Origin of the sequence: Knoellia pratensis (genome assembly GCF_042666395.1) — a bacterium.
Classification (GTDB): Bacteria; Actinomycetota; Actinomycetes; order Actinomycetales; family Dermatophilaceae; genus Knoellia; species Knoellia pratensis.
Genome location: NZ_JBHTDJ010000003.1, coordinates 916900 through 938417, shown reverse-complemented (window position 1 = coordinate 938417; position 21518 = coordinate 916900). Strand labels below are relative to the sequence as shown.

General features: G+C 68.5%; 19 protein-coding genes and 2 tRNA genes. 10 read left to right on the top strand and 11 right to left on the bottom strand.

Annotation, left to right across the window (positions count from 1 at the left end; genetic code table 11):
• The first annotated feature begins 95 nt into the window (after positions 1–95).
• Positions 96–171 (top strand) — tRNA-Lys (locus tag ACFQRE_RS14365).
• 471 nt (positions 172–642) lie between these two features.
• Here ACFQRE_RS14365 and ACFQRE_RS14360 read toward each other — a convergent pair.
• Complete coding sequence (locus ACFQRE_RS14360) at positions 643–1110, bottom strand: Lrp/AsnC family transcriptional regulator (RefSeq protein WP_380123479.1); 468 nt, start codon at positions 1108–1110, stop codon at positions 643–645.
• A gap of 120 nt (positions 1111–1230) precedes the next feature.
• Between ACFQRE_RS14360 and ACFQRE_RS14355 the strand changes: the two genes are divergently transcribed.
• The 4 genes from ACFQRE_RS14355 to ACFQRE_RS14340 all read left to right on the top strand — a co-directional run bounded on the left by ACFQRE_RS14355 (position 1231) and on the right by ACFQRE_RS14340 (position 6360).
• A complete protein-coding gene (locus ACFQRE_RS14355; protein WP_380123477.1) occupies positions 1231–2397 on the top strand; it encodes a M20 family metallopeptidase in 1167 nt (388 codons plus the stop codon).
• A complete protein-coding gene (locus ACFQRE_RS14350) occupies positions 2394–3578 on the top strand; it encodes a trans-sulfuration enzyme family protein (RefSeq protein WP_380123475.1) in 1185 nt (394 codons plus the stop codon). The genes ACFQRE_RS14355 and ACFQRE_RS14350 overlap by 4 nt, the downstream gene beginning before the upstream one ends.
• A 1059-nt stretch (positions 3579–4637) precedes the next feature.
• Complete coding sequence (locus ACFQRE_RS14345) at positions 4638–6077, top strand: MFS transporter (protein WP_380123473.1); 1440 nt, start codon at positions 4638–4640, stop codon at positions 6075–6077.
• A gap of 79 nt (positions 6078–6156) precedes the next feature.
• Positions 6157–6360 (top strand): heavy-metal-associated domain-containing protein, encoded by a 204-nt coding sequence (locus tag ACFQRE_RS14340; RefSeq protein WP_380123470.1) that lies wholly within the window; start codon positions 6157–6159, stop codon positions 6358–6360.
• 254 nt (positions 6361–6614) lie between these two features.
• Here the strand turns inward: ACFQRE_RS14340 and ACFQRE_RS14335 are convergent, their stop codons facing one another.
• From ACFQRE_RS14335 to clpS, 10 genes are all read right to left on the bottom strand, one after another.
• Positions 6615–8369: an aldehyde dehydrogenase family protein gene (locus tag ACFQRE_RS14335; protein WP_380123468.1), complete on the bottom strand. Its 1755-nt coding sequence runs from the start codon at positions 8367–8369 to the stop codon at positions 6615–6617.
• An 81-nt stretch (positions 8370–8450) separates the two neighbouring features.
• Positions 8451–8702, bottom strand: a complete 252-nt coding sequence (locus tag ACFQRE_RS14330; protein WP_380123466.1) for a DUF3618 domain-containing protein — start codon at positions 8700–8702, stop codon at positions 8451–8453.
• A gap of 4 nt (positions 8703–8706) precedes the next feature.
• On the bottom strand, positions 8707–9183 hold the full coding sequence (gene bcp / locus ACFQRE_RS14325; RefSeq protein ID WP_380123464.1) for a thioredoxin-dependent thiol peroxidase: 477 nt from the start codon (positions 9181–9183) through the stop codon (positions 8707–8709).
• Between the two features lie 57 nt (positions 9184–9240).
• Positions 9241–9322 (bottom strand) — tRNA-Leu (locus ACFQRE_RS14320).
• 186 nt (positions 9323–9508) lie between these two features.
• Positions 9509–10141, bottom strand: coding sequence for an RdgB/HAM1 family non-canonical purine NTP pyrophosphatase (gene rdgB / locus ACFQRE_RS14315; protein ID WP_380123462.1), 633 nt, complete (start codon positions 10139–10141; stop codon positions 9509–9511).
• A complete protein-coding gene (rph, locus tag ACFQRE_RS14310) occupies positions 10138–10902 on the bottom strand; it encodes a ribonuclease PH (protein WP_380123460.1) in 765 nt (254 codons plus the stop codon). The genes rdgB and rph overlap by 4 nt, the downstream gene beginning before the upstream one ends.
• A 52-nt stretch (positions 10903–10954) precedes the next feature.
• The gene (locus tag ACFQRE_RS14305) at positions 10955–11728 is read right to left on the bottom strand and encodes an MBL fold metallo-hydrolase (protein WP_380123457.1); all 774 of its coding nucleotides are present in this window, start codon (positions 11726–11728) and stop codon (positions 10955–10957) included.
• Positions 11725–12549, bottom strand: coding sequence for a glutamate racemase (murI, locus tag ACFQRE_RS14300; protein ID WP_380123455.1), 825 nt, complete (start codon positions 12547–12549; stop codon positions 11725–11727). The genes ACFQRE_RS14305 and murI overlap by 4 nt, the downstream gene beginning before the upstream one ends.
• Before the next feature lie 9 nt (positions 12550–12558).
• Complete coding sequence (locus ACFQRE_RS14295) at positions 12559–13248, bottom strand: DUF2017 domain-containing protein (protein ID WP_380123453.1); 690 nt, start codon at positions 13246–13248, stop codon at positions 12559–12561.
• A 1-nt stretch (position 13249) separates the two neighbouring features.
• Positions 13250–13540 carry an ATP-dependent Clp protease adapter ClpS gene (gene clpS, locus ACFQRE_RS14290; protein WP_380123451.1) on the bottom strand — a complete coding sequence of 97 codons (291 nt, stop codon included), beginning with the start codon at positions 13538–13540 and terminating at the stop codon, positions 13250–13252.
• Between the two features lie 101 nt (positions 13541–13641).
• On the opposite strand from clpS, the gene ACFQRE_RS14285 reads away from it, so the two are divergent.
• The 5 genes from ACFQRE_RS14285 to ACFQRE_RS14265 all read left to right on the top strand — a co-directional run bounded on the left by ACFQRE_RS14285 (position 13642) and on the right by ACFQRE_RS14265 (position 21211).
• Positions 13642–14892 (top strand): nicotinate phosphoribosyltransferase, encoded by a 1251-nt coding sequence (locus ACFQRE_RS14285; protein WP_380124284.1) that lies wholly within the window; start codon positions 13642–13644, stop codon positions 14890–14892.
• 174 nt (positions 14893–15066) lie between these two features.
• Positions 15067–16407 (top strand): MFS transporter, encoded by a 1341-nt coding sequence (locus tag ACFQRE_RS14280; RefSeq protein WP_380123448.1) that lies wholly within the window; start codon positions 15067–15069, stop codon positions 16405–16407.
• A 7-nt stretch (positions 16408–16414) separates the two neighbouring features.
• Positions 16415–18574: a molybdopterin oxidoreductase family protein gene (locus tag ACFQRE_RS14275; protein ID WP_380123446.1), complete on the top strand. Its 2160-nt coding sequence runs from the start codon at positions 16415–16417 to the stop codon at positions 18572–18574.
• Entirely contained in the window at positions 18571–20031 is a 1461-nt protein-coding gene (locus ACFQRE_RS14270; RefSeq protein WP_380123444.1) for an FAD-dependent oxidoreductase, read from the top strand. The genes ACFQRE_RS14275 and ACFQRE_RS14270 overlap by 4 nt, the downstream gene beginning before the upstream one ends.
• Positions 20032–20158: 127 nt before the next feature.
• Positions 20159–21211 (top strand): Fic family protein, encoded by a 1053-nt coding sequence (locus ACFQRE_RS14265; RefSeq protein ID WP_380123442.1) that lies wholly within the window; start codon positions 20159–20161, stop codon positions 21209–21211.
• Positions 21212–21518: the final 307 nt, after the last annotated feature.

Sequence of the window (21518 nt, the reverse complement as noted above, 5' to 3'; positions counted from 1 at the left end):
CACCGGTGGAACGAGGCGCTGCCCACCTCGTTGCTCACCTTTGCGCCACCTCGATTTCGCGACTGGGCCAGCGTCCTGCTAATGTCTTCCCTCGCGCGCCATTAGCTCAATTGGCAGAGCAGCTGACTCTTAATCAGCGGGTTCGGGGTTCAAGTCCCTGATGGCGCACCAGCATGACGGAGAGCGGCAGGCCGACAGGTCTGCCGCTCTTTCTCGTCTCCTGCCGGCACCGACTGCGCGCGGGCGAACGCGGCATGGACCGCGTTCTCATGCACGCCCCAACTACTGGCTCACAGCCCCTCGTCTCCGGCGTACCACTCCCCATCGACGACAATCCCCCCTTCGCGGCGGATGCTCGTCACACCCCCGCATCCGCGCTCATGGGACCACGCACGGTGGCGTGCCGCCACCTCGCTTCGAAATACCCGGTCAGGCCACAGGTTGGGCAGGTCACTGCCCAGGCCAGTGACGTTCTCATGTCGTCCACGCCCAACACAGAGTCCCTGGTGGCCGGTCAGGCGCGGAACGCGGAAACGAAGCTGGGCACCCGGCCGGCCGGACGGCATACGCCCTCATTGAGCGGACGACGCGCTCCGGGGACAGAGAGTGGTCTTTGGACGGATCCGACTTGTATGGGCTCGGTCACGCAAACGGAACGTCGAGGGTGACCTTGGCGCGGTCCATCGCGACCAGGGTCTTGAAGCGCTTGACGTTGGGCTCGCCGTAGAAGAGCTGCCGGGTCAGGTCGAGGTACTGGTGCATGTCACGAACGACGAACACGAGGATGAAGTCGTAGTCGCCCGTGACGTTGTAGCACTGCTGCACCTGGGGGCACGCAATGAACGCTGACCGGACGTGGTCCAGTGGTACGGCCTGTTCGCTCTCCACTTCGACCTGGGCGATCACGGTGAGGGGATGGCCGAGCAGGTCAGGCGCCAGAACCGCGGTGGTTCGGGTGATGTAGCCGTCGTCCGTCAGGCGGCGGAGTCGGCGGTTGACGGTCGCCGCCGACAACCCGACGCGCGCACCCAGCGCCGACTGTGGCAGCCGGGCGTCGGACTGGAGAGCCGCGAGGAGCCGGTGGTCGGTGTCATCCAAGGGTGTCGGCACGTGGACATCATCGATGGAGACGCCACCGCTTTGCAACGACGTTGCACGTAGGGACCCTCTGCGTACGGTCTTCGTGCACCCTGCTGGTGCAATCGTGCAAGGCGCCGGATGATCGGGCGCATGGCGTACGACCACGAGGTGACGGCGTTGCTGGCCGATTTGGTGTCGATCGACAGCGTGAACCCGGGACTGGTGCCCGGCGCCGCCGGGGAGTCGCGCATCGTGGACGCGCTCTCAGCGCGGTTGTCGGCTTCGGGCTTCGCGCTCACGATCGTGCGCCCACCAGGAGGCGAGGGCCGCCCGAGTCTGATCGCGGCCCCGCCCCTGGTCGACGGCGCCCCGACGATCATCCTCAACGGACACCTGGACACGGTCGGCGTGGCCGGGATGTCGAAGCCCTTCGTCCCGCACGTCGAGGGAGACCGGCTCCACGGACGGGGCGCCGCGGACATGAAGGGGGGCGTCGCGGCTCTCGTGGTCGCTGCGGAGCGAGCTGTCGCGTCAGGCGCTCCGGTTCGTCCGGTGCTGGCCCTCGTCGCGGACGAAGAGGATGCCAACCTCGGCAGCGAGGCGGTCATCGCGGCGCTGCCGGGACTCGGCATCCACCCCGACGTCTGCCTTGTCGCGGAACCGACCGACCTCGCGCTGACTCGCTCCCTTCGCGGTTTCGGGGTGATCCGGGTGCGGTTCTCCGGGCGGGCCGCGCACAGCTCTCAGGCCGAGCTCGGCGTCAACGCGCTCACCCATCTCGGGCGCCTGCTGCACGCCGTCGACGAGCACGCGCCGTCCGTACGACGTGGCGGCGGGGACCTCATGGTGACCTTGGCCTCGGGGGGCGCCTCGGCCTTCGTCGTACCAGACCAGGCCGAATGTCTCGTCGAGATGCGCACCGCGCCAGACCAGGACATCGCCGACGTGCTCGCAAAGGTGGAGTCCCTGTTGGACCCGAGCTGGGAGACCGAGGTGGCACTCCTTGCCGGGCGCGCCGGCTGGCGCATGGACGGCGACGGCCCGGCGCCAGAGCTGGCTGCCGTACTGTCCGCGCGACTCGGCACCGGCCCCACCTTCGACGCGCCGTACTGGATGGAGGCGCCCCTCTGGCAGGCGGTGTGTCCGACGGTGGTCTGCGGACCATCCGGTGGCGGCCTCCATGCCGTGGACGAATGGGTGTCACTCAGCCAGGTCGCGAACTTCACCGACGCACTGACGCATGCGCTCCACATCTGGACGCTCGGCGACCGACAACCACGAATGACCGCACTGAATGACCAGAGGAGCAACCGATGACATCAGGGAACCCGTATCGGCCCGGCCGGAACCACACCTCCCGGACCTACCCCGTCATTCCGCCGATCTACCAGACAACGACCTTCGAGCTCGATGACACGTCATACGCCGACATCCAAGGGACCGGGGGCCTGCGCGAGACGTGGTACTCGCGGTTCAGCAACCCCACTGTCGATGCGGCTGCGTCCGAGGTCGCGCGGCTGCACGGTGCTTCACGCTCGCTGATGACGGCCAGCGGCATGGCAGCCATCGCGACGACGCTCGTGACCCTGCTGCGCAGCGGCGACACGGTCGTCGCGTCGAAGCAGGTGTACGGCGACACCGATGACCTGTTCCAACGAGACCTGCCGCGGCTCGGGATCACGGTCGTTCGCGTCGACGCCTTCGACCTGGCGGCGTGGGAGCGCGCAGTGGCCGAGCACCACCCGACCGTCGTCTACGGCGAGACATTGTCGAACCCGCAGCTGCGAGTGATGGACGTCCCGGCCGTCGCCGCCATCGCTCACGATGCGGGTGCGCGTCTGGTCGTCGACAACACCTTCGCGACGCCGTTCTGCACCACACCCCTCGCGCTCGGCGCCGACGTCGTCGTCGAGTCGGCGACGAAGTTCCTGTCGGGCCACTCCGACGTGGTGGCGGGTGCGGTCACCACGAACGACGCGAACCTCGCAGTGGAGGTGCAGCGACGGCTCATCACCTTTGGTGGGTGCCTGGACCCGCACGCGGCCTTTCTCGTCTGGCGTGGCATGCGGACCTTCGGCGTCCGACTGGCCGAGGCGTGCCGGGCGGCCGACGTGATCGCGACGAAGCTGGCCGACGAGCCCGGCGTCGAGCACGTCCGCTATCCAGGTCGACTGGACCACCCGGACGCCGGTCCAGTCATCGACACCGTCATGCCGAACTCCAAGGGAGCGATGGTGTGCCTCGTTGTCGAAGGTGGCGATGAGCGAGTCCTCCAGGTGCTGCGTCGGCTGGAGGTGGGGACCGAGGCGACGAGTCTCGGTGGTGTCGAGACGCTGGCCAGCGTCCCGTTCAACTCATCCCACTTCAACATGACTCCGCAAGAGCGACTCGACGCTGGGATCCCACCAGGGCTGCTGCGACTCTCGGTGGGTCTCGAGGGCGCCGACATTCTCGTCGACGACCTCAGGCAGGCCATCGCCGCAACCGCGACGCGCTGACCCATATCAAGAGCCCTCGTGAGACATGCGGCAGCGGTTTGCCGAACACCACTCCAGGGCTTCGGACAGCCAGACGGTCACCAGCACGAGGAGACGAGGAATTCGCGGCGCGCTGCATCCGGTCGCCCTGAGGTGGAGGTGATCGAGAGACAGTCCCGGGGAGTTGGCCAGACTCGTTTGGTGGCAGCACAACCTGCAGCCCCATCTTCAGATCAACGTCGCGAGCACCGAGCACTGCAGGTCAGAGCCCGGCGCCATCGCGCCGCGCTCTACGTGTATCCGGGATTCCGTCCGACTTTGGTCAGGAGTACCCCCACTTGCCCGTCGTGGTCATGGAGAACGGCGCCGCATTCGACACTGAGCCCCACTGGTTCGCGGAACTCCGCGCCACCCACGTGGTACCGGCCGTGCACGTTCCCCGCGGCCAGTCCACTGGCCTGACCGCGAGTTCGACAGCGTCACCACCCATCGGATCGTGACGGCGGGTCAGATGCCCTGAGCGCCCCGTACTGGTGGTGTCCTCCTCAGCGCGCGACAACGAGTCGTGCGGAAGGCCGGATCGATGGGCAGCAGCAGGAAACGGAGGGCACCGCCGAAGACGCGGCGAGGCACACGCGCTGGACCGCATCGGGTATCGGCCCACTGACCTGCGGTGCACCCGGTCTATCGCCCGACTTCGGACAAGAAACGGCACGCGACGAAGCGTCACAACAAGACGCAAGCGGACGGCATACATGCTGATCACCGCGCCTGTTGGGGCAGCGACGGGCGACACCGCCCAACGCGCGTTGAGACTCAGCAGGTTCGTGGTTCAAGTCGCTGATGGCGCACTCGATTCTTTCCTGGCCACAGCGTTGTCGTGGTCCGACTGCCCATCACAGCCAGGCCCAGCACGAAGTCGGACCCTCGCGTGCTCCGTCAAAAACTTGCCGCTTCCGGGGTACCCCCCGTGGGTATCTTGTGATACGTTCTCATCCGTTGGAATACGATACCCCCCTAGGGTATTGGATCCATGAGGCGTCGGACCCGCCGGCCCCGAACAACCGAAGGATGAGAACGATGTCTGAGCACCTAGCGCCAGCGGCCAATCGCCGCTGGCTCGGCCTGGCGGTCATCGCCGCCGCACAGTTCATGGTCATCATGGACACCTCGATCATCGGCGTCGCCCTGCCGAAGATGCAGGCCGACCTCGGCTTCTCCCCGGAGAACCTCTCGTGGGTCTTCAACGCCTACGTCGTCGCCCTCGCAGGCCTGCTCCTGCTCGGCGGCAAGCTCTCCGACGTCCTCGGCGCCCGACGGGTGTTCAGCTTCGGCTGGGTCATCCTCGCCGCAGGCTCCCTGCTCGCCGGCCTCGCCGGCACCCCCGCCGTGGAACTTGCCGGACGCGCCATCCAAGGCGCCGGCTCTGCACTCATCGCACCCTCCGCACTCACCCTGCTCTTCATGCTCTTCGGGTCCACCCCCAAGGACCTCACCAAGGCCCTGGCGTTCTACGGCGCCGCGGCACCCGCCGGTGGAACCGCCGGCGTCTTCCTCGGAGGCGTGATCACCGAGTACATCAGCTGGCCATGGGTGTTCTACATCAACGTCCCGGTCGCCCTTGCCGTCTTGGCGCTCACTCGCTCCGTCCTGCCCGCCGGCGGCCCCTTGACCAAGTCACGCGTTGACCTGCTCGGTGCAGCGACCGTCACGGCCGGGCTGGCTGCCGCGGTCTACGCCGTGGTCAAGGCCCCCGAGGTCGGATGGGGCACGGGCAGCACGTGGCTGCTTCTCGGCATCGCCGCGGTCCTGCTGTCTGCGTTCGTCGGCATCCAGGCCAAGGGCCGCGACCCACTGGTGCGCCTCGGCATCTTCAGGGCGCCGAACCTGGCCGGAGCGAACCTCGCCCAGGTCCTGCTCGGGGCCGCGTGGATCCCGATGTGGTTCTTCCTCAACCTCTACCTGCAGCAGGTCCTCGGCTTCTCCGCGTTCCCCTCCGGTGCGGCTCTCCTGCCGATGACGGGCCTCATCATGCTCAGCATGATCGTGCTCGCGCCGCGGGTGATCGGCGCCTTTGGACCCAAGAGGACGGCAGTGCTGGGACTGTTGCTCCTGGCGGTCGGGATGTTGTGGCTGTCGCTGATCGACCCTGCCGGCTCGTTCGCGGTCGACGTCCTGCCCGCCTCCCTGGTTGCGGCCCTCGGCATGTCACTCGCCTTCATCCCCACCTTGGGCACCGCCATCTCCTCGGCGCGTCCCGAGGAGGGCGGGCTGGCCTCCGGCATCGTCAACACGAGCTACCAGATCGGCTCCGCCCTTGGCCTCGCTGTCATGACCGCCGTGGCAGCCGCCAACGGCGCGGACCAGCTGGGCACCGCGGAGGCCCTCACCGAGGGCTACTCCGCAGCCTTCATCGGCGCCGCTGCCATCGCCCTGCTCGGTGCAGCAGCAGCCTCTGCCCTTCTCCGATCGCCGGCCCCCACCACCGCCGAGGTGGCGCCCGAAAACCAGCACGTCTGACTCGACCAGCCGCCCCAGAGGGGACGGACACCAGTGCGGGCGTCAACCGGGCACCGCGACCACCGAAGGAATCATCACCATGAGCAACACGAGCAGCTACACCGTCCAGGGCATGACCTGCAACAGCTGTGCCACCAAGGTCACCAACGCCGTCAACCACGTCGTCGGTGTCACCGACACCGACGTCGACCTGACCACCGGCACCCTGACCGTGGCCGGCCCTGACGTCAGCGACGCTGCCGTCCGCGACGCCATCACCGGCGCCGGCTACCGCGTCAGCTGACCATCTGGGGTGTCGCTGTCGACCGAGCACCTCCGGTCGACGGCGACGCCCCACCCCGCAACGCCCAGGCCGTCCCGAACCTCGACTGCTCCTGACGGTTGATGGCACCCTGACCACGGTTCCTTGACGGGAAGCCCCGAGAGGACCCCCCATGAACTCACGCAACGGCACTTCCGTCGTCCTCCCTACTGGCCTGGGCCCTCCACAGAACAGCGAAGATCCCGGGGGGCACTCCGGGTCTTCGCCGTCCCCGGTCAGGCCCGGAACGCGGAGACGAAGATGCCCGGGAGCCTGCCCCAGGACGGCTTGGCAGCGAAGCGCGTCATCAGCTGCCCCGTCCGGCGCGCGCTCCGGGCCGAGACGAACCACGGCGGCTTCGGCGAGAGCGAGAACTCTCCACCGACGAACGACCTCGGGAACGGCCGGAACGGGCCGCGCACGATGGTGCGTTCGGTGTCCTGCAGGAGGAACGCGTTGTGCACGATCCCGATCCCGCTCTGGACGTCGTCGATGGTGTGGCCCGGGAAGGCACCCCAAGGCGCGCCGGCCGTGAGGAACCCGACGGCGGTCCAGGCGTTGACGGCGATCGTGCCGTACTCGAGCCGGGCCAGCGCCTCGTCGAAGCCGGAGCCGAGCTCCTTGAGCGACGCCGGGGAGGCGAGGACGTTGGCGCCGAGAGTGCCGACGAGGGCGGAGTTCGCGTGGTCGACGGCGGCGTCGACGAAGGCCTGGCCCGTGCCGGGTACGTCGACGATCCCGAGGACCGGCGAGAAATACTCCGTGGTCTCGATCGCGGCCGCGTCCACCCCGTTTCGGGCGTCGATGAGGAGGCGACCGCCATCCTTGCCGAGGTGGTCGGCCCTCGCGTATGCCGTCCCGGCTGCGGCGACGCGGTCGGCGCTGCCCGGGTACCAGGGGACGCGCTCGGGGGCTGCCTCGATGGCCTTGCGCAGCTCCTCGACGAACGCCTCGCGTTGCGGCCACTCGCTGCTGAGGATGACGACCTGCCCGGCGACACAGTTGTAGCCACCGTTGTGAAGGCGCTGCGTCGCAACGTGTTGGGCCTGGAAGCGCAGGTCGGCCGCGGACCAAACGCCTGGCACGACGATGATCGGCGAGATGCCGCCGAGCTCGCTCGTGATCGGCTTGTCGAGTACGGGCGTGCCGGCCGCACGTCGGGCAGCAACGTCCGGCCCCGCACCCCACACGATGGCGTCGTGGGTCACGGCGCTGCCGGTGATGTGGACGTGGGCGATGCCGCGGTGGTGAGCGAGGTAGCTGCCCACGTCACCGGCTCCTGTGACGATGGCCAGGGCGCCGAGCTCGATGAGCGGCGCGAAGGCGGCGGTGTAGACGGGCAGGAGCTCGTTCATCGTCGGGTTGAGCTTGAGGATGACGACGCGGTTGTGGGCGACGAGCTCGTAGAGCACGTCGAGAGGTGCGATGGAGCTGATGTTTCCCGCTCCCAGGACGAGACCCACCCCGGTCGTCTCGGCCGGTGTGAGGGCACCGAGACCGGCGCGGGCACGCACCTCGGTCGCGGTGACGCCGGGCTTCATCCACACGTCGGCCGAGAAGCCGTGAAGGAGGAGGTACTCGTAGGGACTTGTCGGCAGGACGGGCACGACAACGCGACCGCCGGGACCAGTGCCGAACTTCGTGCCACCGACGGGGCTCTTGCCTGCCGCGACCGCGGTCAGCGAGTGCTGGAGCGCCAGCAGCCCCGACAAGGTGGCGTAGGGCCCGGAGAGCCACTCCTCGCCCACGAGGGGCGAGTCGGGGTCGAGGTGCTTGGCGCGAACCGCCGCCGCCACCCACTGCTCCGCCTGCGAGCCGACGGCTGCGTGCACCCGACCCAAGAGCGCGACTCGCTCGGCGACCCCCAGCCCGGCCCAACGCTGCTCGCCCGCCCGGACCGTGGCGATGGCCGCGTCCAGTGCCGCGCGCACGTCCGGCTCGGGCAGGGATGGTGCGCTGCCTGCGGGCGTGGCCTGCTCAGTCGTCGTCATTGACACTCCAAGGGGGATCTCACCAGTCGACGGCTCGTGCCTCGACGAGGTGCGGCAACGTTGCCGTGCCCCCAGTATCGATCAGTGTCGGCGGCGGCGCAGGATCTTGATCGCGACGATCACGGCGACGACGGCCACTGCTGCTGCAACGCGCTCGACGCGCAGGTCACCCTGGGGCGTCGTCGTGGCGTCGGCGAAGCGGGCCTTGGCCTTGTCGACCTCGCGCTTGGCGATGGCGGACGGCGTCGCCTTGGCGGTGAGCTCGTTCAGGGTGCGTGCGAGGCGCGTGCGGCGCGCGGCGATGTCGGCCTCGAGGGCGGAGATGTTGCTCATCGAATCAGTCCTCACTGAGTCCGAGGTCGCGCCGGAGCTTGGCGACGTGACCTGTGGCTTTGACGTTGTAGAAGGCGTGCTCGACCTTGCCTGCCTCGTCGATGACGAGGGTGGAGCGGATCACGCCTTGGACGATCTTGCCGTAGAGCTTCTTCTCACCGAACGCGCCCCACGACGTCATGACCGCCTTGTCGGGGTCCGAGAGCAGCGTGAGCGAGAGGTGCTCCTTGTCGCGGAACTTCGCGAGCTTCTCGGGCTTGTCCGGCGAGAGGCCGAGCACGGTGTAGCCGTCGGTCTTGAGCGTCTCGAGCGACTCGCTGAAGTCGCAGGCCTGCTTGGTGCACCCGGGCGTCATGGCCGCCGGGTAGAAGTAGACGATGACCTTGCCCCCACGCAGGTCTGAGAGCGTGACGCTCTCACCGGTGTCAGTGGTCAGGGTGAAGTCCGGTGCAACATCGCCCGGACTGAGTCGCTCAGTCACGCAGATCTCCTCGATGGTCGGCTCTCGCCAAACTATCAGCGAGGCACCGACAGCCAGTGCGCGAGGCGGGACTCGAACCCGCACACCCGAAGGCACTGGTACCTAAAACCAGCGCGTCTACCTGTTCCGCCACTCGCGCGCGAAGACAGAGTATGCCGTCCGCTCCCCTACCGCTGCCCCCCTTGCGGCCTGCATACTCGCAGCGTCTGCGCAGGTGGTCGTTCTAGCCGCCACATCCGCAGACGCAACGAGAGGGCTCTGCGTTGCGTCTGCGCAGGTGGTGGTTCTAGCTGCCACATCCGCAGACGCAACGGGAGGGGCAGCGTCAGGAGAGCCGTTCGCGGAGGACGGGGATCATGGCGCGGAAGGCGCGACCCCGGTGGGAGATCTCGTTCTTCTCGACGTCGGTGTACTCCGCCATCGCCCGGGTGTCGCCCTCAGGGACGAAGATCGGGTCGTAGCCGAAACCGTTCTCCCCCACTGGTTCTCGTGAGATCGAACCCAGGACACGGCCCTCGACCGACTCGATGGAACCGTCGGGCATCGCGAGCACGGCGGCGCACACGAACGACGCGCTGCGGTGCTCGTCGGGTACGTCACCGATCTGCTCGAGCAGGAGCGAGACGTTGGCGCCGTCGCGAGCGGCACGCGGGGCGTCAGGACCCGCGTGTGTGCCGGACCAGCGCGCCGAGAAGACCCCTGGCGAGCCGCCAAGAACGTCAACGGCCAATCCGGAGTCGTCGGCGACGCTCGGCAGACCCGTGGCCTGCGCGACGGCGACCGCCTTGAGTCGAGCGTTGCCGACGAAGGTCACCTCGCTCTCGACGACATCGGGTGCGTCCGGGAAGTCCGAGGCCCCGACGATCTCGAGGCCGAGCTCGTCGACGAGCTCGGCGAGGATCTGGCGCAGCTCGTGGACCTTGTGCTCGTTCTGGGTCGCGAGGACCAGCTTGGTCATCGCGAGCGCTCCCGCGGGGCCTCGTCCAGGGCCTGCTTCTGAGCGATGGTGAGGGTGGCGCAGCCAGCGGCAGCGAGGTCGAGCAGCTCGTTGAGGCGGTCACGGTCGAAGGCCGCGTCGGCACCCTCTGCCGTGCCCTGCACTTCGACGTAGCGGCCCGAGCCGGTCATGACGACGTTCATGTCGGTGTCGGCCGTCGAGTCCTCGGGGTAGTCGAGGTCGAGGACCGGCAGCCCGCCAACGACGCCGACGCTCACTGCGGCGATCGAGTCGGAGAGGGGCTGGGCATTCTTGGCGATGAGGCCCTTGGCACGAGCGTCCTCGATGGCGTCGACCAGCGCCACGTAGGCGCCGGTGATCGACGCCGTCCGCGTGCCACCGTCGGCCTGGAGGACGTCGCAGTCGACGACGATCGTGTTCTCGCCCAACGCCTTCGTGTCGATGACGGCCCGCAGCGCCCGACCGATGAGGCGGGAGATCTCGTGGGTGCGGCCGCCGACCTTGCCCTTGCGGGACTCACGGTCCGAGCGGGTGTTGGTCGAGCGCGGGAGCATCTCGTACTCGGAGGTGACCCATCCGGTGCCCTTGCCCTTGAGCCAGCGCGGCACACCCTCGGTGAAGGACGCGGCGCAGAGCACGCGGGTGCGGCCGAACTCGATGAGGACGCTGCCCTCGGCGTGGTCGAGCCAGTTGCGGGTGATCCGAATCTCTCGGAGGTCCTCGGGTGCGCGGCCGTCATGTCTGGTCTGCTGTGAAGTCACACGAGCAGGCTAGACGGCATCAACGACTCGCAGAACACCGACTCAGCTGCGGTCAGGGTGAGTGCAGCTCGTAGACGTCGTCGGGCCGAGCCACCTCGACACCGGGCCAGAACGGCTCGGCCTGCGCACGGCATACCTCTGCGTCGTTCCAGGCCGGCAGGTGCGTCAGCACCAGCCGCTTCACTCCCCCGGCCGCCGCGGCGGCCTGCGCTGCCCGGCTGCCGGTGAGGTGGACGCCACGGACGTCGTCGCGTCCGTCGACGAACGCCGAGTCGGCGAGCACGAGGTCGGCGTCGGCCATGAGCGGCGTGAGGTTGTCGCAGGAGTCGGTGTCCCCCGTGTAGCTGAGCACCGCACCATCGGCCTGGACCCGGAAGCCGAACGCCTCGACCGGGTGGTTCACGGCATACGGAGTGATCGTCACGGGGCCGACAGGGACCGCGACCCGGTCCGACAGCCGGCCGAAGTCGAAGACCTTGTCCATGCCTCCGTCCTCGAGGCCGTGATACATGAGCGCGACCCGCGACGCAGTCTCGTTCGGCCCCCACACGGGGAGTCGATCCACAGGGGCACCCTCCGGTGCGTAGTGGTGCGCCACGTAGAGCCCGCAGATGTCCGCACAGTGGTCCGGGTGCAGGTGGCTGACGAAGACGGCGTCGAGGTCGCGCAGGTCGACGTGTCGCTGCAACGGGCCCAGTGAGCCGGATCCGAGGTCGAACAGGACGTTCCACGTGCGGTCCCCGGCGTCCACGGACACGAGGTAGCTCGACGCGGCCGAGTTGGGGCCGGCAAACGACCCGCTGCACCCGATGACGGTGACTCTCATGCGATCACCGCCGGGACGCCGACGGTCGACGTGAAGATGTGGCCGAAGTTCGGTCCGAGGCCGAGGAACCGCAGCGCCAGCCGGCGGAACTCCTCGGGGTCGCCCGTGGTCGTGAAGCCGTGCTCCGGGGCGGGCAGGTGATCGGGCCGAAGGAGATCGGCGTCGGCGAGCACGCGATAGAGCTCCTTGGCCGTCTCCTCCGCCGAGGACACGAGCGTGACGTCGGGCCCCATGACGTAGGAGATCACGCCCGCGAGCAACGGGTAGTGGGTGCAGCCAAGGATGAGCGTGTCGACGTCCTGATCCTGCAGTGGCGCGAGGTATTCGCGGGCCACGGTCCGAAGCTCCTCGCCACCGGTCACCCCCGACTCGACGAAGTCGACGAACCGAGGGCACGCCTCGCTCGTCACTGTGAGGTGCGGTGCGGCGGCGAACGCGTCGAGATAGGCGCGGGACTGGTGGGTGCCGAGCGTGGAGATGACGCCGATCCGACCGGTGCGCGTGGCCCCGACGGCGCGACGGACTGCCGGCCGGATGACCTCGACCACCGGCACGTCGTAGCGTTCCCGGGCGTCATGGAGGACCGCAGCACTGGCGGTGTTGCACGCGATGACGAGGGCCTTGACGCCGTGGTTGACGAGGCGGTCGAGGCACTCCAGCGCGAAGGCACGGGTCTGCGCGATGGGCCGCGGACCGTAGGGCGTGCGGGCCGTGTCACCGAGATAGGCCACCGACTCGTGGGGAAGCTGGTCGAGGACGGCTCGCGCCACCGTCAGGCCGCCATAGCCGGAATCGAAGATTCCGATCGGAGAGTCAGGCACCGCCCAAGGTTAAGCGCTCGGGTGGGCGTCAGGCAGCATCGCCGTGGCGAGCGTCTCCTGCAGCCACGTGAGGAAGTCATAGACCGACATGGCGTGCCCCCGGGGGTCGTCGTCGCCAACGTCGGCGAGCTCCTCCTCGAGACGGTCGACGTCGGCATCCTCACGCAGTCCGAGGCGCTCGCCGAGGACGAGGCGCACGTCGGTGAGGGCGATGACCATGTCGATGGCGGCGCGCTCGTCGAGCTCGACTCCAGAACCGGGCGCCCGCAGAGAGCGGATGGCGGACTCGAGGTGGCCGGCCTTGCGCTGACGCAGGCCGTGCTCGGTGAGGCGACGGAACTCGGCGGAGGCCTGGTCGTCGGCGCGGTTGCCTGCAGGCAGCAGTCTTTCGAGGGCGGGGTCGCGGTCGCCGAAGGAGCGGGCGTCCGCCGGAACGGGCCGGTCGTCGGGCGTCTGGTCCTCGGCCGAGATCGACACACCCATGCCGAGCCCACCCAGGCCTGACACGATTGCGGCGAAATCGTCGTCGTGGTACGACTCTCCCTTGGGGCCGGTCTGGACGGCCTCCATCGGCTCGGGCGCCACGAGGTCGTGCACCTGCTCCATGAGCCCAGCGACGACCGCACGTTCGACGGCATCGAGCTTCGCGGCATACCTCAGGTTCTTTCCCTTGCCCTTGCGGGAGAACGCGCGCGCCATCTCAGTCGTCCTTCTGGAAGGTCGCCCAGAGCCCGTAACCCTGCAGGGCCTCGGTGTCGATCTCCATCTTCTCGCGCGGCCCGTGGGAGACGACGGCACGACCCTTGGTGTGCACGTCCATCATCAGCTTCTCGGCCTTGGCCCGGTCGTAGCCGAAGTAGCTCTGGAAGACATAGGTCACGTAGGACATGAGGTTGACCGGGTCGTTCCAGACCAGCGTGATCCACGGGAGGTCGGGCGCGACATCGGTCGAGGAGGAGGTGATCTCCTCCTGCACGGGCGCGATGGACACGGCACCACCATAGGGTGCTTCGGGTGAGCCTCCCCTCCCCCGCTCCTGCGCCGTCACCCGCACCCTCGACGGCCTTACTGACCGATCACTACGAGCTGACGATGGTGCAGGCGGCCCTGCGTTCGGGTGCGGCGTCGAGGCGCTGCGTCTTCGAGACGTTCGCCCGTCGGCTGCCCGAGGGTCGGCGTTACGGAGTGGTGGCGGGGACGGGCCGACTCCTCGACGCGATCGAACGCTTCCGCTTCGGCGACGCCGAGATCGCCGCCCTGAGGGCCGGCAAGGTCGTCGATGACGAGACTCTCGACTTCCTGGCGGGCTACCGCTTCGAAGGGGACATCTGGGGGTATGCCGAGGGCGACGCCTACTTCCCCGGCTCACCTGTCCTGGTGGTCGAGTCCGACTTCGCTCACGGAGTCGTTCTCGAGACCCTTGTGCTGTCAATCCTCAACCACGACAGCGCAATTGCGTCGGCCGCGTCGCGCATGACGGGCGCCGCCGGTGCGCGCCCCTGCATCGAGATGGGGTCTCGCCGCACCCACGAGGAAGCCGCCGTGGCCGCTGCGCGGGCGGCATACATCGCCGGTTTTGCCACGACCTCGAACCTCGAGGCGGGACGCCGCTGGGGGGTGCCCACAGCGGGAACGGCTGCGCACTCCTTCACCCTCCTGCACGACGACGAGCGCGAGGCCTTCACGGCACAGGTCGAGGTTCTCGGTGTCGGGACGACCCTGCTGGTCGACACCTATGACGTGGAGAAGGCGGTCGAGATCGCCATCGAGGTCGCCGGGCCCGAGCTGGGCGCCGTGCGGCTCGACAGCGGCGACCTCCTCGTCCAGGCGCGGGAGGTCCGCGAGCAGCTGGACTCCCTTGGCGCCACGAAGACCCGCATCGTCGTCACGTCCGACCTCGATGAGTTCGCCATCGCCGGACTGGCGGCCGGACCGGTCGACGCCTACGGGGTGGGCACGCAGCTCGTCACCGGATCCGGCGCACCGACCGCTGGCATGGTCTACAAGCTCGTGGCCCGCTCCGACGACTCGGGCGAGATGGTCGGCGTGGCCAAGGCAAGCAAGGACAAGACGTCGGTGGGTGGACGCAAGTACGCACTGCGACGGCGCAACGCCCAGGGCATTGCCGAGGCCGAGATCATCGGGATCGGCGAGCCGCCCGTCGACGACGGGGACGACCGGGCGCTGCTCGTGGAGTACGTCCGGCGTGGGGCCGTGGTGGGCGGAGAGCACGTGGAGTTGGCAGCAGCGCGCGACTGGCACGAGTCGTCGGTGGCAGAGCTCCCCCGGTCAGCGCACCAGCTGAGCCGCGGCGAACCCGCGATCCCCACGACCTACCTCTGAGCCCCTTCCCCCGGCTTCGTGCCCCGCACGGACGCGCGAGCCCCGGCGAGCGTGTCCGTGCGGGGCACGAAGTCGGTTCTCACAGTGATCGGCAGAGGGCTGTGCGGTGGGTGTTACGGATGATTTACGTGGGCCGCAGGGTTCGGAAACACGGCTTGGGCAGTGTCTGGCCCCATGGAGACCACCCTCACCGCGGCCCCTGCCGCCACAACCACTGAGACGCGTCCCGGTCGCTGGATCGAGCACTGGGACCCCGAGGACGCCAGCTTCTGGCAGTCCACCGGCCGCAGCGTCGCGCGCCGCAACCTGGCCTTCTCCGTCTTCGCCGAGTTCCTCGGCTTCTGCGTCTGGGCCCTCTGGTCCGTCGTCGTGCCAATGCTCCCGGCAGCCGGATTCCCACTGACGCTCAACCAGCAGTTCTGGCTCATTGCCGTCCCCAGCCTTGTCGGCGCGACCATCCGCATCCCCTACACGTTCGCCGTACCAGCCTTCGGCGGACGCAACTGGACGATCATCTCGTCGCTGTTGTTGTTGCTCCCGGCGTCGGCTCTCGCGTTCATCGTGACGCGACCAGAGACGCCGTTCGGCGTCCTGTTGGCCTGTGCCGCGCTCGCCGGATTCGGTGGCGGCAACTTCGCCTCCTCGATGACCAACATCTCGTTCTTCTTCCCTGAAGCCGAGAAGGGGAAAGCGTTGGGGCTCAACGCTGCTGGCGGAAACCTCGGCACCGGCATCGTCCAGATGGTCGTCCCGGCAGTCATCGCCATCGGGGCCGGCGTCCACCTCGAACGCGCCGGACTGATCTTCATCCCGCTGGCGCTCCTCTCGGCCGTCGCCGCCTGGCGCTGGATGGACAACCTCACGGGGATCAAGGCCGACTACAAGTCCTTCGCCCTCGCGACGAAGAACCCGCACACCTGGGTCATCTCGTTCCTCTACATCGGAACCTTCGGTTCCTTCATCGGGTATGCCGGTGCGTTCCCGACCCTGCTGAAGACCCAGTTCCCCACGGCTCCCCTCGGGCTCGCGTTCATCGGAGCACTCATCGGAGCCCTGACCCGGCCTCTCGGTGGCATGGTCGCGGACCGCTTCGGTGGGGCTCGAGTGACGATCGCGTCGTTCGTCGTCCTCACCGTGGGGGCACTGGCCGCGATCGAAGGACTGCACGCCAAGAGCTTCCCGCTCTTCTTCGGCGCGTTCCTCGTCCTCTTCTGCGGTGCGGGCATCGGCAACGGCGCGACCTATCGCATGATCCCGGCGGTCTTTCGGGCCGGGGTGTCGGCGGAAGGACTGCCCGCAGCACGCAAGGCGGCGGCAGGGTGCATCGGCATAGCGGGGGCGGTCGGCGCCTACGGCGGCTTCTTCATCCCGCGTGGTTTCGCGATGGCGAAGGAAAGCTACGGCTCGCTCGTCCCAGCGTTGTACGTCTTCGTCGCGGCCTACGTCCTCATGGCACTGACCGTGTATGCCGTGTACCAGCGCCGCGGTTCCGCGCTCGCCTCGGAGACGATCTGACCCTCTGATGACCACCCCTGTCGCCACGCACTGCCCGTACTGCGCCCTGCAGTGCGCCCAGACGCTCACGCCGGACACCACCGGCGTGAGCGTCGCCGGGCGTGACTTCCCGACCAACCGCGGAGGTCTGTGCCAGAAGGGATGGACCAGCGCATCGGTGCTGCGCGCGCCGGATCGGCTCACCACTCCCCTCGTACGTGGCAAGTCAGGCGAGCTGGAGTCGACGACGTGGGAGGAAGCTCTCGACCTGATTGCCCTGCAGTTCAAGGCAATTCGCGCTGAGCACAGCGCCGATGCGGTGGCTGTGTTCGGCGGCGGAGGGCTGACGAACGAGAAGGCCTATCAGCTGGGCAAGTTCGCCCGGATCGCGCTGGGCACTGCGAACATCGACTACAACGGCCGGTTCTGCATGAGCAGTGCCGCGGCAGCTGCCAATCGTTCACTGGGGATCGATCGCGGCCTCCCGTTCCCGCTCACCGATCTCGGCGGCGCCCAGGTCGTCCTGCTCCTCGGGAGCAACCTCGCCGAGACGATGCCGCCGGCCGTGGCCCACCTCGCAGGTGCCCGCGCCCAGGGCGGGCTCGTGGTCGTCGACCCGCGAACCAGCGCGACGGCGACCCTGGCCGAGAACGGACAGGGGCTCCACCTCCAGCCGGTGCCGGGCACGGACCTCGTCGTGCTCCTCGGGCTGCTCCACGTGACGTTCGCCGAAGGACTGGCCGACACGGCATACATCGCTTCTCGGACGACGGGCGTCGAGGACGTCCGTAGGCTCGCCGCCGCGTGGTGGCCCGAGCGCGTCGAGCAGGTGGCAGGTGTACCAGCGACCCTGCTGCGGGAGACGGCACGCCTCCTCGCTGCGGCCAGCCCGTCGCGCGGTGGGTCCGGGGCCTACATCCTCACCGGGCGTGGCGTCGAGCAGTCATCCCAGGGAACCGCGACCGTCAATGCCGCGATCAACCTCGCGCTGGCGCTGGGTCTGCCCGGACGGGTCGGGTCGGGCTATGGCGCCATCACCGGCCAGGGCAACGGTCAGGGCGGGCGCGAGCACGGGCAGAAGTCCGACCAGCTCCCGGGCTACCGGATGATCGACGACCCAGTGGCTCGTGCACACGTTGCCTCTGTGTGGGGTGTCGATCCCGCGATCATCCCCGGCAAGGGGAAGCCTGCCGTCGAGCTGCTCGACTCACTCGGGCGTGAGGACGGCCCACGCGCACTGCTCGTCCATGGAGCCAACGTCCGTGTGTCTGCGCCCAACGCGAACCACGTCGGCGACCGACTCGACGCGCTCGAACTTCTCGTCGTCTGCGACGTCGTCCCGTCAGAGACGGCGCAGCGCGCCGATGTCGTCCTCCCCGTCCTCCAGTGGGCCGAGGAGGAGGGCACGATGACGTCGCTCGAGGGACGAGTCCTGCGTCGCCGCAAGGCCCTTGCCGCTCCCGGTGGCGCACGCTCCGAGCTGTGGCTGTGGCGTGAACTGGCCGCCCGCCTCGACGCCCCCGGCACCTGGGACACGGAGCCGTCGCTCGTCTTCGACGAGCTCGCCCGAGCCAGTGCCGGTGGTCGGGCCGACTACAGCGGTCTGAGCCACGAGCGCCTCGATGCCGAGCCCGACCTCTACTGGCCCTGCCCTGCCACCGACGGCGACCCTCACCCGGGCACGCCCCGACTGTTCCTCGACGACTTCCCGACTGCGGACGGGCGCGCGCGCTTCATCGCCGTCGATGACCACGGTCCCGCGGAGGACGTGCGCTCCGATGCGCCGATCCACCTGGTGACGGGTCGTGTCCTCCAGCACTACCAGTCGGGGGCGCAGACCCGACGCGTCGATGCTCTGGTCAGCGCCTCGCCCACGGCCTTCGTCGAGATCCACCCGATCCTCGCCGACCTGCACGGCATCGCCGCCGACGACCTCGTCAGCCTGACGAGCTCGCGTGGCGTCGTCACGGCACCGGCCCGCATCACCGACTCGGTACGCCCTGACACGGTGTTCATGCCGTTCCACTGGGCGGGCGTCGAGAGCGTCAACCGCGTCACCAACGACGCCACCGATCCCATCTCCGGGATGCCCGAGTTCAAGGTCTGCGCGGTCACCGTGGCTCGCGCCGACATCGCCACCACCCCGGAGCCCACCCGGCTTCGCACCCCCACGGAGGTCCTGACGTGAGACTCGTCGTCATTGGCAACGGCATGGTCGGCTCGCGGTTCGTCGAGGACCTGCTGAGACGCGACACCAACGGGAAGTACGACGTCACCGTCCTCGGCGCCGAAGGCTGCGAGCCCTACAACCGCGTCCTCCTCAGTGAGGTCGTGGCTGGGCGCTACGACCTCACGTCCCTCACGTTGCCGACCCCCGACCACCCCCGACTCACGGTGCTTCGCGGCACGGCGGCTGCCGCCATCGACCGCCAGGACCGCGTCGTCACGACAACCGATGGCAGCCGGCACCGCTACGACCAGCTCGTCCTCGCCACCGGCGCCGCCGCGCGCATCCCCCCACTCGCCGGCCTCGACAACGGCACGAGCATTCTCCCGCTCGGCGTGCACGCGTTGCGCAGCATCGACGATGCCCGGGAAATCATTGCGGCGACCCTCAACTCGCGCCGGGCCGTCGTGCTGGGCGCTGGAGTCCTTGGCATCGAGACCGCCAGTGGGCTCGCGCAGCGCGGCTGCGCTGTGACGATCGTCCACCCGGCCGACGCCCTCATGGAGCGCCAGCTCGACACCTCCGCGAGCAGCGTGCTTGCGAGCGCGATGCCCGAACTGGGGATCCACCCGCGTATCGGTGTGGGAGCGGAAGCCGCAGTGGTCGCGAACGGGCGACTCACCGGCATACGCCTCACTGACGGTGACGTCGTCGAGTCGGACCTCCTCCTTGTCGCCACCGGAACGATCGCCAACACGGCGATCGCCGCCGAAGCCGGGATCCCCTGTGAACGGGGCGTGCTCGTCGACGACTCCTCGACCACGGCGGACGCCCGGATCTTCGCCATCGGTGACTGTGCCCAGCCTCCGAGCGGGGCCATGGGACTGGTGGCCCAGGGATGGGACCAGGCCCGCGCCCTCGCCGACCGACTCACCGGCACGACGGTTCGCGGACGCGGTGCGGACACGACGAGCAGCGACGTCGTGCGGGTCAAGGCCCACGGGCTCGACGTCGTCACCATGGGTGTCTGCGGCGGCTCGCGGGTCGACGACCCGGCCCAACGGACGCTCAGCCTGTCCGACCCGGACGCCGGTCGGCACGTCGAGGTGGTCGTCTCGGGCGACCGGCTCGTCGGCGCCACGTGCATCGGCGCCGGCCAGGTGGCGGCCGACCTCGTCGCGGCCTACACGCGTCGCACCCCAGTCCCCAGCGACCCGGCGCGCCTGCTCCTCACCGCTTTGTCTGCCGCGCCGGTTGCGGCGACGACGCCCGACGCCCTGCCCGACGACGCCGCAGTATGCCGCTGCAACAGCGTCACGAAGGCAGACATTGCCGAGGCCCATGCCTGCGGCGCGCGGTCGGTCGACGAGATCGCCAAGGAAACTCGGGCAACCACGGGCTGCGGCGGCTGCAAGGACGAGGTCTGTGGGCTCCTCGGGTGGCTCAACGAGCACGCCCCCGCCGCTGCCGTCCGGTGAGACTTCAAGGCGGACTCCGTCCGGGCCGAAGGACGTGGCCATGTCGGCCATTTACCCTCATGCATGGTCTAAACTACACAATCAACTGCCGAATTATTTAGTTTAGACCGTCCGTGAGGGGCTTCTGATGCACTCCTTTGTCGACTTGGATCGAGCCCTCGGCGCTGTGCCAGCACCCATCGTGATGACCTTGCGCGACATCGACCGTGGTCAAGGCAGCGAGGGCCTGTACCTCAACCAGGTACCTGACCTGATCACCGAGCTAGCCAACCGCGCCCGGGTCGCAAGCATTACCGCTTCGTCTGCCCTCGAGGGCGTCGTCGTCAAGAACCGCAGCCGTGCGGACGCCATCATCGCCAACAAGCCCATCGAGCTGCGCACCCGAAGCGAACAAGAGTTCGCCGGCTACCGCGCTGCCCTCGACTACCTGTTCGCCGGAGACTGGCGCCCCTTGAACGTCGGCCTGCTTCTGCACCTGCACCGGCTGCTCTTTGCAGAGACAAAGTCCACCGGTGGGAGTTTCAAGGCGAGCGACAACCTTGTCGTCGACCGGTCCCCCGACGGAGTCCAGACCGTCCGTTTCAAGCCCGTCCCTGCCGCTCGCACCGAGTACTACGCCGCCGACCTCATCGACCGCTATGCCGATGCCGCCAGGGCAAACCAACACCACCCAGTGCTCCTCGTCGGCCTTTTCGTCCTGGATCTGCTCATCATCCACCCGTTCGAAGACGGCAACGGTCGCGTGGCACGCGCACTGACGAACGCCCTCCTCGCCGACGCCGGCTATGGGGTCGGCCGTTATGTGTCGCTCGAACAGCTCATCGCCGAATCTGCGGACGACTACTACCAGGCGTTGCTCGACTCAACCCATGACTGGAACGATCACGCCAACGACCCGTGGCCCTGGCTGATGTACTTCAGTCAGCTCCTCGCCAGGGGCTACGCCCGTTTCGCGGAGGGTGTTGCCGCCGATAGGTCTGGGGGCACGAAAGCGGAACGCGTCCGCGAGCAAGTCATGAGCCACGGCGCGCCCGTCTTTGCAATCTCCGATGTCAGAGCCGCCCTACCCGGAATCAGCGATCCGACCATCCGACTCGTGCTCAATGAACTGAAGGACGAAGGGCTCATCAAGTCGCAGGGCACTGGACGCTCCGCCGTCTGGTTGCGCGTGATCACTTGATCCAGTCCGTGCACGCTTTGCGGCACGACCACACGTCTACTGCGAGTCGCGCGCTGGCCGGATTCCCCACCTCTCCGTCGTGAAGCGCCAGAAGAGGGGCAGCAGGTCCGACACGGGTCGCTCGATCAAGTCGGCCGGGCCAGTGTCTGTCTCGAGAGCGATGCGGGCTCGGCCGTCAGACAAGAGCGAGACACGAAGCCAGTTGGGGGCCATCCGAGACCGGGGCGGTCGTTACCACCAGGTCGTGCATGGAGGTGTGCGCCGCGAATTTCTGGGCCGCCCCCTCCGCGATCACGCTCCGCGTTAG